This window comes from Shewanella sp. JNE2, from assembly GCF_023159115.1.
GTDB lineage: Bacteria > Pseudomonadota > Gammaproteobacteria > Enterobacterales > Shewanellaceae > Shewanella > Shewanella putrefaciens.
In genome coordinates, this window is record NZ_CP096169.1 from 3,302,984 (window position 1) to 3,320,656 (window position 17,673).

The following is a 17,673-nucleotide window of genomic DNA, read 5'->3' on the forward strand; positions in this document are numbered from 1 at the left end:
CGTAACTAATCCTTTAATACACAAAGATCAAAAGCTAAATACCAGTCACGGATCAACGGAAAATGATCACTTACTGCATCTAAATGGGTCAACATATCCCCATGCCCATAATCCTGTTTAAAACCGTTTATTTTTGATAATAAAGTAAATTTAACCCGTTTGAATCCACATTCGGTAATCATATCGGTGACATCTTCTGGATGACCTAATACAGTGTCATTTTGCCCCGCAATAAACCAAGCTGGCGGCCATTGGGCATTGGCTGCAGCCTTTGCATAATCAAATCCATCATCATGATCACACCATTCACCCCGCACCCAATCGATACTTTGAACTAACGAGGCACGGCTCTCATTATCCATACCAACACGCAATTTATCTGCGGCAAGGTAACCTTGCCCCATCGCTAGACTCGGGGCAAGTCGATTCCAGAAGACATCGACCATCAACCATTTTTTAAAAGACTTTACTCGGATAGTACGTTTGCTGCCGAAAGTGAGCAATGAACGAACGTTTTGTTGTAGCTCTGGGTAACGGGCCAAGCTACTCGCCATTAACACACCGCCCCAAGAATGCGCACACCAGTGCACTTGAGATGGCGCAGTAACAGCAAGATCGTGGCAGGCCTTTTGATGTAAATTCAAAATAAACTGCTGCACTAAAGGGATCTGCTCACGAATAACTTCTCCCTGGCCTAAGGTAAATCCTCGGGTAATCTTGGGAACACTAAGTCCTCTTCCGGCGGTATCAAGCACATAAACGATAAAACCAGCCTTGGCCAAAAAACACCCAAGACCACGACTACTTTGGCTATAAAACACCCTTCCATTAGACATGGCTCCGTGGAGCATTAGAATGGGAGTTTTTGAGAAATGAGGTTTCGCGGGTAATAACTGACGCAGATGTAACAGTCCATCCCGATAGGGAATATAGAGTGAAGTTTGTGAAATGGCTGAAGTCGCACTAGCAATAAACGGAGTCAAAATAAGTCACTGGCAGTTTATTAAGTAGAACTAAACTACCAGTTCACATTGAAAAAACAAGAGTCATTACTCTAACCCCTGTTTTTATATCAATTAATTTCAATAAATGGATAACTTAGTTTTGTAACAAGTAAGGCAACACCCGCAAGTCGAGATGGCGAATATTGGCATCCGCCGCTGCAGCTAACTTAGGTTTAGCATGGAATGCAATGCCAAAATCTGCCGCTTTGACCATAGGAATATCATTGGCGCCATCACCAATAGCCACTCTTTGTCCCCGAGGGATATTCCACTGCGCGCTGCAATGCGCTACGACATCAGCCTTATATTGTGCATCAACGACCTTACCCGTCACTGTGCCCGCCAGTTTAGCGTCAGTAATCACTAACTCATTAGCAAAAGCCGCATCTAAATTTAACAGTTGCTTTAAATGCCCCACAAAAGGTGTAAAGCCACCAGATGCCACCACTAAACGCCAACCATGGGATTTAAGTTCAGCCAGCATAGATTCAAGTCCTGGCATCAATGGTAATTGGTGGCATAACGTCGTAATAATATTGGCATCTGCCCCCTTAAGTTGAGCGACTCGTTGACGTAAGCTCTGCTCAAAATCAAGTTCCCCCTGCATGGCCCTTTCGGTTATTGCCGCCACTTGCTCCCCAACGCCGGCCATCGCGGCTAATTCGTCGATGCATTCGATTTGAATCGCAGTTGAATCCATATCCATCACAAGTAACCCTGGTACACTTAATTTGGGTAAATCAGTATTAAAAACATGCAACTCTGCCAAATCATAGGGAAACATCGTTACCCTATCGGACGATAGCTCAAGGGGTAAAGCAAGTTCAATACAATGCAAAGCCACTTGACGTTTGATTGACGCAATATAAACATGGGGTAACTTGAGCGTACTCGCTAATGCGATTAGCCACTCAGCAAGGGATTTTTGTGCACTTATCTCTTGATAAATAATCCTAACACGCACAAGCGTTCCCGATGGTGGAGTATCAGACTCTTGATAAGCCTCAAAGAGATGCCCTTGGTATTCAAACCGTGGCGAAGGGTTAGTCGCTAACCATAAAAAAAGCGCATCTTGGTTCAAGCTTTCCATAGGACTCGTGTTCTCCAACTATCGGGCTTACTCATAATCCATTATGATTAGGTAAGCGCTCTAAATGTTAAGGGTCAAAGTGTTATATCTTAAAGGGCTTAAGAAAAGCCATAAAATTAGCAGACTACTCCAAATCGCCATTGCCTTGACCTTGATGGTGGGCTTAGTGCAATTGTGGCAGACAAGCCTACTACAAGGTCAGTTGCTTCTAAAGTCCCAAACACAAAAGATGGCCAGATTACTGGTTCAGCAAACGGCTTACGGTGCTGCACCCGCGCTACAACTGCAAAATGATGAGCAATTACAATGGCTAGCAAGTGCGCTTGTTGAAGATCCAAAGGTGATGTCCGCAGCCATATTCAGTGATCAAGGTATTCGGTTATCCTTCGCGCAAAGCATCACCAAAGATGTGTTAGATCCTGATTCAGAGGAAATGGTTCAGCTCCTCAGTAAGTATCCTCCCTATGTAGAACCCGTACTTCAAGAAGGTAAAAACCTAGGTTATGTCGAAGTTAGACTCGATACCAAACTGTTCTTTAACGAAATTAAAGAAGCGCATAGTTTAAATATGGAGCAGCAGCAAATCATGCTGCTGGTTGCAGGCTTAATAGGCATGTTGCTTTCGCGCTCTTTGTCTTTCAAACGTGCCGACTTCGACCGCCGCCGCTTTCGGGTTAAGTTGCGTCAAGCGCCGAAAAAACCTAAGAAACGATCATCAGCTGAAGAGCCATCAGAAAGTGTTAATGATGGTTTGGCGCAAGAGCTAACCGAAGATAAAGCGGTGTCGACCACTGATAATCCACAAGAAAAAGCAGCTAAGCCTACTAAAGCACCAAAAGCAGTGACAGAGACCAGTGTTGATAAGCACACTCAGGCAAGCTTGCAAACTAAGGCCGAAAAAACGTCAGAGAAATTATTAACGTTAGAAGCAAGTCGCGAAGTTGAAAACGCGACAAACAATGCGGCTCAGGCAGCGCCTGTAAAAGTAAAACCTAAAGTTAAAAGTGTCCGTAAGGTAAAACATGCAAATAAAGCAACGACTGAAACCTCGGCGCCCAATGAGCTAAGTGATCTCGACACTGATTCAACAGGTTAATCTCTATTTCGGTAGATAGGACAAATCAAAACTCTAGATAGCTAAACTCTAGATAAGCAATAAACAGCCAATTTCTAATAACCAACCTATTAATAATAAAGTCGAATAGAAAGCCGCTAAAAGTTGGCATAAAAAAGGTTCGCAATGCGAACCCTTTTTATTAGCACACTCTTACAAAGTAAAATTTACAGTGTAATCGCCGCTTCTAACGTCATGATGATCATGTCATTGAATGTGGTTTGACGTTCTTCCGCAGACGTCTTTTCACCAGTGCGGATATGATCTGATACAGTCACAACACACAGGGCACGCGCACCAAACTCATGGGCAACGCCGTATAAACCAGCGGCTTCCATCTCTACGCCTAATACGCCCATCTTTTCCATCACATCGAACATTTGTGGATCGGGAGTGTAGAACAGATCAGCAGAGAAAATATTACCTACGCGGATTTTAGTGCCTTTGACTTTAGCTGACTCGATAACCGCATTCATCAGCTCATAGTTAGCGATAGCAGCAAAATCTTGACCTTTAAAACGTAAACGGTTTACTTGTGAATCAGTACATGCGCCCATACCGATGATCACATCGCGTACTTTAACGTCAGTGCTGATCGCGCCGCAAGTACCCACTCGGATCAGGTTTTTAACGCCATAATCACGAATCAATTCAGTTGCATAGATAGAGCATGAAGGAATCCCCATGCCTGAACCCATAACAGAAATACGCTTACCTTTGTAGGTACCAGTAAAACCTAGCATGTTTCGAACATCAGTCACTTGCTCAACATTTTCTAAGAATGTTTCAGCAATATATTTTGCACGTAATGGATCGCCAGGAAACAAAACTGTCTCAGCGAATGCGCCCTCTACAGCATTAATGTGTGGTGTTGCCATCGAAATAACCCCTGTTTATTTTATTAAGACTTAAGTCTTTGTTTACTGGCGACTCAATGTCAGCCGCCAAATCGATATCTTGTATGTGTAATTAGATAAACGACTCGCCATAGGCCATTGGCTCAAGCTTAAAATGGCTAGCAATGGATTGGCCGATATCGGCAAAGCTGTTACGACGGCCAAGCGATCCTGCTTTTAAACCCGCGCCATAGGCCAGTACTGGTACATACTCACGGGTATGGTCAGTGCCTTGCCATGTTGGATCGCAGCCATGATCAGCCGTTAAAATCAGCAAATCATCCTCACCCAATAATGCGAGCATTTCAGGTAAACGGGCATCGAAATATTCCAGCCCCTTAGCATAGCCCGCAACATCACGGCGATGACCGTAATGGGAGTCGAAATCAACAAAGTTAGTAAACACTATAGTGTTATCGCCAGCAGATTTCACCTCGGCTAAGGTGGCATCAAAGAGGTCTTCAAGACCATTCGCTTTCACTTTTTTAGTGATACCACAGTAAGCATAAATGTCGGCAATCTTACCCACACTCACCACCTCACCGCCAGCCGCTTTCAGCTTGTCTAAAACGGTTTTTGCTGGAGGCTCTAAGGAGTAATCCTTACGGTTACCAGTACGGGCAAAATCACTTGGGCCAGTACCATTAAATGGACGGGCAATCACGCGACCTATGTTATAAGGCGCTAACTCTTCACGGGTGATTTCGCAAAGACGATAAAGATTGTCTAAACCGAAGGTTTCTTCATGGCAGGCGATTTGAAAAACAGAATCCGCCGAGGTATAAAAAATAGGCTTACCAGAACGCATATGTTCTTCGCCTAACTCTTCAAGTATTGTCGTACCTGAAGCATGGCAATTACCTAAAAATCCATCAAGCCCAGCTCTTGCTAAGATTTTATCCGTCAATTCTTTAGGGAAAGAATTTTGATGCTCGCTGAAATAGCCCCACTCGAATAGCACGGGAACACCCGCCATCTCCCAGTGGCCGCTCGGGGTATCTTTACCTGAACTTAACTCTTGGGCGTGACCATAAGCACCAATCAGCTCAACATTGTCGCCAAAACCAGGCGCAAAGGCTCCCGTACTTTCCATCGCCGCATGGCCTAAGCCTAAGCGCGCTAAATTAGGTAATTTAAGTGGGCCTTCTCGGCCTATATCGGCTTTGCCTTCAGCGCACGCTTTAGCAATATGGCCAAAGGTATCGGAACCGACATCACCAAAGCTTGCTGCATCAGCAGAAGCACCGACTCCAAAGGAGTCCAACATCATAATAATGGTACGTTTCATCATTTTTCCTTAAAGATCCGCTGCACGAATGTAAGCGTAGATCTCAGGTGTTTTTTCTGGAGCGGTTTCACCTATGTGAATCGCTTTTTTCACCGCATTTTCCGCTTCTGTAAAGGCAGCTTCAGACTGTGCGTGGATAACGGCAATAGGCGTTGATGAATCAATTTTATCACCAAGGGCACAGACTTGGGTTAAACCAACACTATAGTCTAGTGCATCGCCAGGCTTTCTGCGGCCACCACCGAGAGTCACCACGGCTAAACCAAGCTCTCGGGTATCCATGCTATAGGCATAACCCTTTGCATCGGCAAATACAGGGCGAATAATCTGTGATTGCGGCAGGTACTTACTGTAGTTTTCAACAAAATCGACTGGCCCACCAAGCCCTGAGACCATCTTGCCAAAAATTTCAGCAGCACGGCCGTTATCCAAAACACGATTGAGTTTAGCGCGAGCCTCAGTTTCATTGCTTGCAAGACCGCCAAGGAGCAACATCTCAGCACAAAGGCCCATAGTGACTTCATATAGACGTGGGTTACGGTAAGCACCCGTTAAGAAGTCAATGGCTTCTTTCACTTCAACCGCGTTACCGGCACAGGAGGCTAACACTTGGTTCATGTCGGTCAGTAATGCTGTGGTCTTAGTTCCCGCACCATTGGCTACAGCAGTAATACTGCGCGCTAACTCTTCAGAAGCCTCATAGGTAGGCATAAAAGCGCCACTACCGACTTTTACATCCATAGCGAGTGCATCTAAATTGCAGGCTAATTTCTTAGACAGAATCGACGCTGTGATGAGGGAAATAGATTCAACGGTAGCGGTATTATCACGGATAGAATAGAAGCGTTTATCGGCAGGAACGAGATCACCTGTCTGACCAATGATGGCGACACCGACCTCTTTAACGACTTTGCGAAATAGTTCGCTTGATGGCTCAGTTTGATAACCTGGAATCGCATCAAACTTATCGAGCGTGCCGCCCGTATGGCCTAGGCCACGCCCAGAAATCATAGGCACATAACCACCACAAGCCGCAGCCATAGGGCCAAGCATAAGGCTAATCACATCGCCCACACCGCCAGTGCTGTGTTTGTCGATAACAGGGCCATTGAGTCCCAATGATTGCCAATTAAGTACAGTGCCAGAATCACGCATTGCCGTCGTCAAAGCGATTCTTTCATCCATATTCATGTCATTAAAGTACACTGCCATACCGAATGCAGCGATCTGGCCTTCGGATACTGCGTTAGTAGTGATACCTTGAACAAAAAACTGTATTTCTGCAGGACTTAGCGCTAAACCATTACGTTTTTTACGAATAATCTCTTGAGCTAGAAACATGATACTGCCTCCAAGATAGGCACTAACAACCCTGTCGCTAGTGCTTATCTTTGCAATGAAACATCAAAACTGTAGCAATATTACAAGTTCATACTATCGAAGTTTTGAGTTTATCAAATAGATTTAGGTCACACTTAATTAGGCTCGCTATAGACTGATAGTATTAATCAGCGATAGTTTGCGATTAATAACCTTGAGTCGGCTTAGGCGCATCGGCTAATTCTAGTGTGTGTAACAAGCTGTTTAATAAGCTTGAAGCACCAAATCTAAAGGTACGTGGAGACACCCAATCAGCACCTAGAATACGTTCCGCAACACCTAAAAACTCAGCCGCTTGTGCAGCATCACGTACGCCACCAGCCGGCTTAAAGCCTACTTGGGTATTCTTCTCGCTGATCACAGTTAACATGATTTCAGCCGCTTCAAGTGTGGCGTTGACAGGTACTTTACCAGTAGAGGTTTTAATAAAATCAGCACCCGCATCGATTGAAAGCTCAGAAGCACGGCGAATAAGCGCAGGATCGGCTAATACACCTGATTCAATAATGACTTTCAATAAGACTTCACCACAGGCTTCTTTACAGGCTTTCACTAACTCAAAACCCACCGTTTCATTACCTTCCATCAACGCACGGTATGGGAATACTACGTCAACTTCGTCGGCACCATAGGCAACAGCGGCACGGGTTTCTAATACTGCAATGGCGATATCATCATTGCCGTGTGGGAAGTTAGTGACAGTGGCGATTTGGATATCTTCAGCACCAATTTCATCTAGGGTTTTACGGGCGATAGGAATAAAACGTGGATAAATACAAATTGCAGCGGTGTTACCTGCTGGCGTTTTCGCCTTGTGGCACAAATCGATGACTTTTTGATCGGTGTCGTCGTCATTCAATGTGGTTAAATCCATTAACTCAATGGCGCGTTGTGCAGCTTTTTTTAAATCAGTCATAATAGCTCTCCAAAAGAAAAATAAATAGAAATCAGTCGCATAAAGCAACGCGTAGAAGTGGCATTATTGTGATTATTTTTATGGCCGGGCCTTCAGGCGATGCCGAGTAATTTGTGTAGGGCAAATTACGTTTTATTAGGTATTCAATCTTGCCTATGCATAACACATACGCATCCTGACACTTAAACTGACTATAAGTGGTCACGACTTGAATCCTTGAAGACCGGAAGAGAGGATACGAATAAAATCTTGTTCCTACTTTTCCGCGAAAAATCCATTTTAGCGCGAGAAAAACACAAACCTTTATATAAACACACTGCTCAAACATTTAATGGGTTTAGATAAAGATTCATGACACATTAAATATGGAGCCGCAAAATGCGGCTCCAACAAGTCTTACAAGATATTAGAACTTGTAAGTAGCAGTGAAATAATGTGCCCAGCCAGTAGTATCTAGACCAAAAGTGCCACCGTCTTTAAGCAGGTAAACATCTTTAAAGCCTTTCAGACCATAACCTAGAGCATAGTTATCTGAATGCCAGTATAGGCCAAAGAACACGTTGCCACCGTTAGTAGTGAAAGTCGTATTCTGATAAATGCCATTTGTGTCATAAGCATTTACTTCATCAGCACCAAATTGATAATCAACATAACCTTGGAATGACAGGAAGCTCTTGTTATCAAAGAAGTAGAAAGGTTTGAACCAGTTAGCAGAGAACTGATAGCCATTCCAATCCTTAGCATTGATATCGTAAGTGGCATATAAGTTCATGCCAGTTTTACCTAACCAAGGTACCATAACGTCAGCACCAATACCCCAGAAAGACATGTTTACATCACCTGGGTTATTGATTTTTTGTGGACCAGGATGATCCTCTACATCAAAAGAAATGCTTTGCCCTTTGAGTGCACCACCGCCCCAGTTAAATAGAGTAGAAAAGTACACTTCTTGAATTGGACCAACTGAAAGATCTAAGCCAGTGATTGCATCCAGTGAAAAACGTGGAGCAAATTTCATAAACATCTTGCTTGAACCAGCAACTTTATCGCCAGAACCGCTATTGCCTAAATTGAACACATCAACATAACCATATAGGTCAACAACACCTTTACGGCCACCAAACTCCATTTCAAGGTAGTTATGTTCTGCATCGGCACCTGGAGCAATTGGGTGTTCATCAATTGCATACATAGCGTTGAACTGCATCCACTTGTAGTCAGTTGCATATATATCTGAACGATCAGCAGCAAATGCGTTACCAGAGATTGCTGCTACTGCGGTAGCGGCTAAAGCTAAAGTTTTAACGTTTTTCATCATCAACCCCATTTATCTTGTTTACTACCATCAAGGGTAGCGTTCTTTTTGTGGCGCTCGCATTTTACCTCGATTAAAAAAAATCTCAATAATCTAGCGTAAAATCACGAACACAAAATTCTTAATTGTGAACAAAGTCGCGACCTATTTTTCACAATTAACCAACCTAACCATGAATTGACGATAGGTAAGGCAGAATAACAACTCAAGTGTAGATGTGATCTGGCCTTAGTAATCGCAAAAACAATTCACGACAGAAATCACTATTGGAAAATGGTTGAATTAACTTGGGTCCAGTCCAGCAATGGGCTGGACCCAGTTTTGGGGAGCGCATCCCCTTAAACTTAGATAGCTAACAATTAGATAGCTAAGAATAAGCCAGCAAGTGTTGCGCTCATTAAGTTAGCTAAAGAGCCGGCGATAACCGCACGAATACCCATTTTAGCTAAATCATGGCGACGGTTAGGAGCCATAGCGCCTAAACCACCCAGTAGAATCGCAATTGAAGACAAGTTAGCGAAACCACACAATGCAAACGAAATAATCGCTTTGGTTCTGTCAGTCATTGCTAAACCAGTTTCAGCCACAACTAGGCCACCATCAGCGATGTCTTTTAAGTATGGAGCAAAGTTTAAGTAAGCGACGAATTCGTTAACAACGATCTTTTGACCGATGAAAGAACCTGCTACTAACGCTTCGTTCCAAGGCACACCAATTAAGAATGCTAATGGCATGAAAATGTAGCCAAGGATCAGCTCAAGTGTTAAACCTTCAACACCAAACCAACCGCCTACACCACCGATGATACCGTTGATCATCGCGATCAAACCTACGAAGGCTAACAACATAGCACCAACGTTCAGCGCTAAATGCATACCAGATGAAGCACCCGCAGCCGCAGCGTCTAACACGTTCGCTGGCTTATCAGGATCTTCTGGTAATTCATCCATATCGTTCTTAGCGGCTTCTGTTTCTGGGTGCATCAGTTTCGCCATTAATAGGCCACCTGGTGCTGCCATGAATGAAGCGGCAACTAAGTATTCGATAGGCACGCCCATTTGCGCGTAACCAGCTAACACTGAACCCGCGATTGATGCTAAACCACCCACCATGATCGCAAACAGTTCAGACTGCGTCATCGTAGGAATAAACGGACGAACCACTAAAGGCGCTTCAGTTTGACCAACGAAAATGTTAGCAGTTGCTGACATAGACTCAGTACGGCTTGTACCTAATGCTTTTTGTAGCGCGCCACCGATGATACGGATGACCCACTGCATTACACCTAGGTAGTACAGTACCGCGATTAAAGAAGAGAAGAACACGATAACAGGCAACACGTTAACAGCGAAAATAAAACCAAGTTTGAAGTTAGCTAAATCGCCAAACAGGAAGCTAATACCGTTTTGTGCATAACCAATAACGCTAGATACGGCGTCAGATACACTTTTCAGAATATCTTTACCTACGGGAACATACAGAACAAAACCACCGAAGGCGGCTTGAATGGCTAACGCACCACCCACTGTACGTAAATTAATTGCTTTTTTGTTATTCGATAGGAGGAAACCTATCGCAAGTAGGGTGACCACCCCTACTAAACTCATCAATATATTCATTAACCATCACCCTATTGTTAACACTTTTTAATTATGTTGTTAATCAACCTATTTCCGCGTCAGATTATACCCGAGGAAAAGTCGAAAATCGTCGTTTTGATCAAATTTTTGGAGTTTAATTTCAATCGCTTAGTGAAGAATGCTAATGCGACATACACCTGTTTAATTAAAAACAACTAAAGGTCAAACAGTTGCATAGCATTCAACATCAAGTGTTCTGATATTAGAACACTTGATTTTTTTTGCAAATTGGCAATTTTGTCTATAAAAAGAGCGGCATTCGCCGGTTGATTACGTTTTTCAGTAACATTTATTGGCGCCATTGAGGGCGAATCGGTCTCAAGCAGGAAATTTTCGAGAGGGAGTTCACATACCGTTTTGAGTAATTTTTTAGCATTGGGGTTCATAATTAAACCACCAATTCCTAACTTGTAACCTAATTTAATATACTCGAGGGCGATTTCAGGACTACCAGAAAAAGCGTGTATTACGCCACCTCGAGGTAATTGATATCTTTTTAAGCAATCTAAAGTCTCTGAATGGGCTTTTACACTATGGACAATAACAGGCAGATTAACGGCTTTTGCTAACCGTAATTGAGCTTCAAAAAAAGCCAGTTGTTGCGGCCAAGTCACAGAATAAAGTTTATCTAAACCACACTCACCAATAGCTACAAATCGAGAACACCCAATCCATCTTGATACCTCAGATGCTAATGCTTGAAGTGATGCATCGATATCCTGCGGACAGAACCAAGGGTGAATACCCAGTGCAAAGTAGGCTTGATATTGCTCTGCAACGGTAAGTTGTTTTTGCCAATGAGAAGGGGAAACGCCAGGAATAATCAGGTTTTTTATCCCAGCTTGATGCATTTTTAGCACAACATCACTTCGATCCGCATCAAATTCGGCAAAGTCCAAATGAGCATGGGTATCTAGCACAGAAAATGCCTCATTCAGACGTTTTATCAGTAGGCGATGAAACCTGCTTATCTTCCGTCAAACAGGAAGAACGCTTTGAAACTAAAGGAGGATCCTCAAGCCTCGGCATACAACAACGACGATTCTCAGGTGTTAATCCCATCCGATCACACCACCGGATGTAAGCTTGCCATGATTTTGTGATCCAATTAGCCATAACCGCATCCAGAAAAGTAAATTAGATACAAAAATGGCGGTAAATTACCGCCATTTCAACAACTATGATCACCCTAACAGAGTTAATGTTCGCGAGTTTTCGCAAACTCTATATCAGGATATCTTTCCATCGAAAGATTGAGATTAACCATCGTTGGCGCAATATAGGTCAAGTTGTCGCCGCCATCAAGCGCCAAGTTTTGGCTGCACTTACGGCGAAACTCTTCTAGCTTACGCTCATCTTTACAATAAACCCAGCGGGCAGTCGACACGCTAATGCCTTCATAAATCGCCTCGACGTTATACTCACTCTTCAAACGTCCCACAACCACTTCAAACTGCAGTACCCCCACCGCACCAACAATTAAATCATTGGTATCAAGAGGACGGAATACCTGTACAGCACCTTCTTCAGATAACTGAACTAAGCCTTTTAGTAGTTGTTTTTGCTTAAGTGGATCACGCAGACGAATACGGCGGAACATTTCAGGGGCGAAATTAGGTACGCCTGTAAAACGGAATTTCTCACCTTGAGTAAAGGTATCACCAATACGAATGGTGCCATGGTTATGTAAGCCAATGATATCCCCAGGATAGGCTTCTTCGGCACGCTCACGATCGCCCGCCATAAAGGTCAAGGCATCACTGACGTTAACATCTTTACCAATACGCACATGGTGCATCTTCATACCCTGTTCATAACGGCCTGAACAGACACGCATAAAGGCAACACGGTCACGGTGTTTGGGATCCATGTTTGCTTGGATCTTGAACACGAACCCAGTGAACTTTTCCTCATCAGGCATGATCACCCGAGTGTCACTTTCACGTGGTAATGGCTTAGGAGCCCATTCCACAATGCCATCAAGAATATGATCAACACCAAAGTTACCTAAAGCGGTACCAAAAAATACGGGGGTCAATTCGCCTTTCAAGAAAGCCGCATGATCAAACTCATTCGACGCACCGCGCACTAATTCCATCTCATCACGTAAATCGGCAGCATAACTACCAATCGCTTTATCAAGATCTGGATTATTAATGCCTTCAATCACACGACGTTCTTGAATCGTATGACCCATACCGCTTTGATACAACACGACTTCATCACGCAGAATATGGTATACGCCTTTAAATTCTTTACCGCTGCCAATAGGCCAAGTAATAGGAGCACAGGCAATATTCAGTACGTTTTCGACTTCATCCATCAGATCGATAGGATCACGGATATCACGGTCGAGTTTGTTCATAAAAGTCACGATCGGCGTATCACGCAGACGAGTCACTTCCATCAACTTGATTGTTCGGTCTTCGACACCCTTTGCAGAGTCGATCACCATCAGACATGAGTCAACCGCAGTCAAAGTACGATAAGTATCTTCGGAGAAGTCTTCGTGACCAGGCGTATCGAGTAGGTTAACGAGGGCGCCACCATAGGGAAATTGCATGACAGACGTAGTAATCGAAATACCGCGGTCTTTCTCCATTTCCATCCAGTCAGACTTTGCATGCTGACCCGATTTTTTACCTTTAACCGTACCCGCTTTTTGTAAAGCGTTTCCGAATAACAGCACTTTCTCGGTAATGGTTGTTTTACCCGCGTCGGGGTGCGAGATGATAGCAAAGGTCCTTCGCTTATTGATTTCATTAAGAAAATCTTGGTTTGCCATGTATAAATTCTTTTAGTTTGTACACGGATTTGTACACACTTTTGGAAGTACTCTCTTTTCAGTTCTTCGCTTGTCAAATCCGTCGTGTTAATCGTAATTGGCCGCTATTTTCGCTGATCTTGACTTTATAAACAATCAATGGTTATCTAATCGGTTACCATTTACTCTCAGCGTGCGCCAATGCTCAGTTGTAGCTGTTTGCAATCGTTGCTTCTTCAGCTCATGAACAACTGTGGCTAAACCACAAATTCCTTCGCTACCAAAAATCGATGATAGCTTGTCGTACTACACCAATGATGGTGCAGTTGCCGTTGATCGGTATTGCAGGGTATTGCGGGTTCAAAGGTTTTAGGTACTGCTGTTCACCATCAATAACCAACTGCTTAAAGGTTGCTTCTTTCGAATCATCCAAACGCGCAACAACCAATGAACCTGATGAATAAGGTAACTCAGGATCAACAACGATCACTGCTCCCTCAGGTATGGATTTTTTTCCGCTTGGATTTTCCATACTGTCGCCTTTTACGCGAAGTGCGAAACAACCCTCATGTGCTTTCCCAGTGACGTCACGCCACTCCTCAGCATCTTCATGGGCAAATCCCTCCGCTATTTCAGTCCAATCACCGGCCTGAACCCAGTTAATGAGAGGAATTCTTCCCTTAATGTCAGGCCCAACTTCTACATTACCGACCCCCAAGCCAATCTCGCCATCACCTGTGGCGAGCCAATGAGCATTCACGCGAAGCGCCTCCGCGATCTGCATGGTGTAACGAGACCTAGCCGATTTACCAGAGCAAATCTGGCTGATCGACTGCTGTTTGATACCAATGCGTCGAGCCAACTCAGACTGAGTCACCCCAGTAAGCTGCAAGGCATGGTTTAGTCGTTCGGATAAAGTTTTCATAAGCCCGTATTCTACAAATAAAACTGTAGCCTTTCAACAATTTTAACTGTTGACTTATCTACAGTTTAAACTGTAACATTCAATCTTGTAACAGTTATTATTGTAACAGGAGACGGTATGGAAGTGTTCAACACGACACAAAAACATCTCCGCCGTGCCATTGACTTGGTCGGCGGGCAATCAGCATTAGCACGAGCCATCAACTCAAAACAGCAAAACGTCTGGTTTTGGTTGAATAAATCAGGGCGTGTTCCCGCTGAATTCGTTTTACCCATCGAACAAGCTACGCAAGGACAGGTAACCCGATCCCAGTTAAGACCGGACATCTACCCCGAATGCCCAAGCGAGCTGAAAGCCAGTAACCAGTAGGATTAAGGGCAAGTAATGGTCAGCATTTTACGTAAACACAAAAGCGAGTACCTCCATGCGTGATTATGGCAAGGTCTATACCCGCTTTTGGCTAAAGCAAAATGTTTTGTCCTGGAGTGACTCAGCGAAGTTGCTAGGACTGTACTTGCTTACATGCCCGCATTGTAATTTGCTTGGCTGCTTTCGACTGCCGATTGGTTACGTTGCTTCTGACTTGAACTGGGATGAGCAACAGGTTGCCAAGGCGTTAAGTGAGTTAGAACAAGATCAGTTCCTGATTCGTTGCGAGGAATCTGGTTGGACTTTGATTCGAAGCTTTCTGAAGCACAACCCAATCGAAAACCCAAACCAAGGTAAGGCAGCCTTTCGGTTGCTTAAAGATGTACCTGCCGACTTCATTGGTATGGCATCGCTTTTGAAATCTCTTGCCGCTTTTCAAGCTCGGCTACCAGAAGAATTTTCATCATTGTTTATGCCTGATGGCAACCCGGTAAGGGACTCTCAACGGTCGGATGACTCTGAGAGAAGCAATAAAGCAACAGTTAAAACTGTTGACCACATACAGTTTGAAGACTTCTGGGATGTACAAATACGCAAAGAAAAAAAAGCGAAAGCCAAAGAAGAATGGCTACGCATGGGCCTCAATGAAGACCATGAACTCGCCTTGGAAGTGCTAACACGCTGGAAAGAGCAACGAGACAACCGATTACAGTATCAAGATCGGACTAAGACCCCTATGCCACATAACTGGCTTTTAAACCGGCAATGGGAAGACGAGTACGTTCGCATTGATGAAGTACAGCAATCATCGACGAGCCTAAAGGGCAGCAATCACCAATTGAATATTGAAGAAAGCAATCGCCGCATTGCTGAAAGCTGGGCCGGACCAGGTATTCGGGAGGTTCGTTCAAGTGCAGGAGGTTGATAAACGCGAGTTTGCTGAAGTTTGGGGAGCAGCTTGGGCCATGTATGGCAAAAGCGTATCACCACAATTGCTATCCATCGCATTTGAAGCCCTTCGTGCTTATAGCATTGAAGAAGTGCGAATCGGTCTGACTCGGCATATTCAATCACCGGATACTGGGCAATTTTTTCCAAAGCCCGCTGACGTCATCAAGCATATCGACGGCAACTCAGGTTCAAGAGCCATGGTTGCTTGGAACAAAGTTGACAAGGCTGTTCGTCAGGTTGGCGCTTGGACATCCGTGATGTTTGACGATGCGCTTATCCACCGCGTGATTTCAGACATGGGTGGATGGGTTGAACTCTGCAATGTTGATGACAGGGAATACCCCTTTAAGCAAAAAGAGTTTTTAACACGCTACCAGGCTTACTTGCTACGGGACGAAGTGGGTGAATACCCAAGGCTATTACAGGGTATTGCAGACCATCAGAACCAGCAAAAAGGATTTGATATGCAAGCGCCTGTTGCCGTAGGCGACTGGTCAAAAGCGGCACAAGTTTATACGAGAGGCATCGCTGACTTTAGCGCAGTGCCTTTAAAAAGAATAAGCCCGAAAGCCATTCAGGCGCTTCTCGGAAATGAATTAGAGGACAAAAATGAAAACGATTAAAGCAAAAACCATTGCCCTAGTGATAGCCATGTCCGCAAGCACTTCAGTCTATGCGTTTCCGGGCTATCAGTGGGAAAAAGCAGCACAAAGCGTTGGTATTGATCCTGTCATGCTCTACGCCGTTGCCTTGGCTGAGTCGGCCTCAAATCGAGGTCTCAACATGACCAGTCCATGGCCATACGCAATTCGCAATGGTTCAAATGCAACCTACGCCAAATCTAAGACAGAAGCGGAGCAACTGTTAAACCAAGCACTGCAAGAGAGTGAAAAATACCAGCTCGATATTGGCCTAATGCAAATCAATTTGCATTGGCATGGGCATCGGGTGAGCTCAGCAGCGGAACTGCTAGACCCCATCACCAACCTTACCGTCGGCTCCAGTATTTTGGCCGAAGCAATCAAGTCTTCACCAAACGATTTAGAGCTTGGCATAGGCCGCTATCACAGTTGGAACGAAGAGCGTGCACGCTGGTATGGGCAAAGAGTGCTTTCTATCTATCGCAATATTTTACATGAACTGGAGGTCCGTCAATGACAACCAATCAACAAGACTTCTATCAATTAAATTTGGCGTACCTACACGCAGCACGTGAATTGGCGCGCATTGATCCGCAAGAGGCGGTCTTGCGCTTTGGACTTACACGCGACGTGGTGGATGCACTGATTAATGCCGGTGTTGACGACCTGCAACGAGTGGCGACCTCATCATTCATGCTGTTTCAACCAAGGGGTAACCAAAGCCAACTGATTGAGATGGTGAAGAGCAAAGGTACAGGTATCCCAAGAATCGCTTATTTATTATCAACCCTAAACAACAAGGGGGATGCATGATTGATAACCTGTCCAAAAGTGAGCTGTTTACCCGAGCCTCGCTGCTTATTAAGTACGGATTTCGAACGACCATTATCGCGCTCGATACAGGTTTGCCAATCCACATTATCAGAAGGCTGCACAAAGAAGTGACTGGCAAGTCACCTTGTCCTGGTCAATTGCCAGAATCTGATGCCATCGTTAAAAGCAGAAGAGCCCTAGTTGAAGGCTCCCTGCTGATGGCGCTTTATGTCAATATTGGTGGTGATAATGTCTACAAGAAATTAAATATCGATGCTTTGATGAAGGCTTACGATGCGTACTTGGTTGCAAGAGAAGAGGCAGATCTTCCAGCTGAGATCCCCTGGAAAAAACTGACCATCAATGAAGGTTGGGTTCTAGCTCGTGATTTAAGATCACAGCTTGCATCCTTACACCGGTGTCGATGCGGCAGTCTGTATTTGACGGTATCTCAACAGCGCATTCAGCTTAAATGTCCTGTGTGTGAGATTATGGCCGAGCAAACCACTAGAGCACTTTTTGAGAACTAACATGCTGATGCATGATTTGATTGTGCACCGCCCGTGC

At 44.4% G+C, this 17,673-nt stretch carries 19 protein-coding genes; 7 read left to right on the forward strand and 12 right to left on the reverse strand.

Annotated elements, in window-relative coordinates; all coding sequences use genetic code 11:
* Window positions 1-5: 5 nt before the first annotated feature.
* Window positions 6-983: an alpha/beta fold hydrolase gene (locus MZ182_RS14785; protein WP_248065756.1), complete on the reverse strand. Its 978-nt coding sequence runs from the start codon at window positions 981-983 to the stop codon at window positions 6-8.
* 115 nt (window positions 984-1,098) lie between these two features.
* Window positions 1,099-2,094, reverse strand: coding sequence for a phosphoserine phosphatase SerB (gene serB, locus MZ182_RS14790; protein ID WP_011919740.1), 996 nt, complete (start codon window positions 2,092-2,094; stop codon window positions 1,099-1,101).
* Between the two features lie 64 nt (window positions 2,095-2,158).
* Here serB and MZ182_RS14795 point away from each other — a divergent pair, with 64 nt between their 5' ends.
* Entirely contained in the window at window positions 2,159-3,190 is a 1,032-nt protein-coding gene (locus tag MZ182_RS14795) for a YtjB family periplasmic protein (protein ID WP_248065755.1), read from the forward strand.
* A gap of 185 nt (window positions 3,191-3,375) precedes the next feature.
* Here MZ182_RS14795 and deoD read toward each other — a convergent pair whose 3' ends face one another.
* From deoD to MZ182_RS14840, 10 genes are all read right to left on the reverse strand, one after another.
* Window positions 3,376-4,086, reverse strand: a complete 711-nt coding sequence (gene deoD, locus MZ182_RS14800) for a purine-nucleoside phosphorylase (protein ID WP_011919742.1) — start codon at window positions 4,084-4,086, stop codon at window positions 3,376-3,378.
* Between the two features lie 91 nt (window positions 4,087-4,177).
* Window positions 4,178-5,392, reverse strand: coding sequence for a phosphopentomutase (locus tag MZ182_RS14805; protein ID WP_011788542.1), 1,215 nt, complete (start codon window positions 5,390-5,392; stop codon window positions 4,178-4,180).
* A 9-nt stretch (window positions 5,393-5,401) separates the two neighbouring features.
* The gene (gene deoA / locus MZ182_RS14810; protein ID WP_011788541.1) at window positions 5,402-6,733 is read right to left on the reverse strand and encodes a thymidine phosphorylase; all 1,332 of its coding nucleotides are present in this window, start codon (window positions 6,731-6,733) and stop codon (window positions 5,402-5,404) included.
* A 184-nt stretch (window positions 6,734-6,917) separates the two neighbouring features.
* The gene (deoC, locus tag MZ182_RS14815) at window positions 6,918-7,688 is read right to left on the reverse strand and encodes a deoxyribose-phosphate aldolase (RefSeq protein ID WP_011788540.1); all 771 of its coding nucleotides are present in this window, start codon (window positions 7,686-7,688) and stop codon (window positions 6,918-6,920) included.
* A 406-nt stretch (window positions 7,689-8,094) separates the two neighbouring features.
* The gene (locus MZ182_RS14820) at window positions 8,095-9,003 is read right to left on the reverse strand and encodes an outer membrane protein OmpK (protein ID WP_248065754.1); all 909 of its coding nucleotides are present in this window, start codon (window positions 9,001-9,003) and stop codon (window positions 8,095-8,097) included.
* A 359-nt stretch (window positions 9,004-9,362) separates the two neighbouring features.
* Window positions 9,363-10,622 (reverse strand): NupC/NupG family nucleoside CNT transporter, encoded by a 1,260-nt coding sequence (locus tag MZ182_RS14825; RefSeq protein ID WP_011788538.1) that lies wholly within the window; start codon window positions 10,620-10,622, stop codon window positions 9,363-9,365.
* 176 nt (window positions 10,623-10,798) lie between these two features.
* Window positions 10,799-11,563, reverse strand: a complete 765-nt coding sequence (locus MZ182_RS14830) for a TatD family hydrolase (RefSeq protein WP_014611109.1) — start codon at window positions 11,561-11,563, stop codon at window positions 10,799-10,801.
* Window positions 11,564-11,573: 10 nt separating this feature from the next.
* Window positions 11,574-11,759, reverse strand: coding sequence for a hypothetical protein (locus MZ182_RS21370; RefSeq protein WP_011788536.1), 186 nt, complete (start codon window positions 11,757-11,759; stop codon window positions 11,574-11,576).
* A gap of 82 nt (window positions 11,760-11,841) precedes the next feature.
* Window positions 11,842-13,428: a peptide chain release factor 3 gene (gene prfC, locus MZ182_RS14835; RefSeq protein WP_011788535.1), complete on the reverse strand. Its 1,587-nt coding sequence runs from the start codon at window positions 13,426-13,428 to the stop codon at window positions 11,842-11,844.
* Between the two features lie 256 nt (window positions 13,429-13,684).
* Entirely contained in the window at window positions 13,685-14,332 is a 648-nt protein-coding gene (locus tag MZ182_RS14840; RefSeq protein WP_054103860.1) for a LexA family protein, read from the reverse strand.
* Between the two features lie 117 nt (window positions 14,333-14,449).
* On the opposite strand from MZ182_RS14840, the gene MZ182_RS14845 reads away from it, so the two are divergent.
* The 6 genes from MZ182_RS14845 to MZ182_RS14870 are packed head-to-tail and all read left to right on the forward strand — an operon-like array spanning window position 14,450 to window position 17,636.
* The gene (locus MZ182_RS14845) at window positions 14,450-14,701 is read left to right on the forward strand and encodes a helix-turn-helix domain-containing protein (protein ID WP_000451746.1); all 252 of its coding nucleotides are present in this window, start codon (window positions 14,450-14,452) and stop codon (window positions 14,699-14,701) included.
* Window positions 14,702-14,756: 55 nt separating this feature from the next.
* Window positions 14,757-15,626, forward strand: coding sequence for a hypothetical protein (locus tag MZ182_RS14850; protein ID WP_054103861.1), 870 nt, complete (start codon window positions 14,757-14,759; stop codon window positions 15,624-15,626).
* A complete protein-coding gene (locus MZ182_RS14855; RefSeq protein WP_054103862.1) occupies window positions 15,613-16,275 on the forward strand; it encodes a DUF6475 domain-containing protein in 663 nt (220 codons plus the stop codon). The genes MZ182_RS14850 and MZ182_RS14855 overlap by 14 nt, the downstream gene beginning before the upstream one ends.
* Window positions 16,262-16,810 (forward strand): lytic transglycosylase domain-containing protein, encoded by a 549-nt coding sequence (locus MZ182_RS14860; RefSeq protein WP_054103863.1) that lies wholly within the window; start codon window positions 16,262-16,264, stop codon window positions 16,808-16,810. The genes MZ182_RS14855 and MZ182_RS14860 overlap by 14 nt, the downstream gene beginning before the upstream one ends.
* A complete protein-coding gene (locus MZ182_RS14865) occupies window positions 16,807-17,106 on the forward strand; it encodes a flagellar transcriptional regulator FlhD (protein ID WP_000210563.1) in 300 nt (99 codons plus the stop codon). The genes MZ182_RS14860 and MZ182_RS14865 overlap by 4 nt, the downstream gene beginning before the upstream one ends.
* A complete protein-coding gene (locus MZ182_RS14870) occupies window positions 17,103-17,636 on the forward strand; it encodes a FlhC family transcriptional regulator (protein ID WP_000566752.1) in 534 nt (177 codons plus the stop codon). Before MZ182_RS14865 ends, MZ182_RS14870 begins: the two co-directional genes overlap by 4 nt.
* Window positions 17,637-17,673 lie beyond the last annotated feature (37 nt).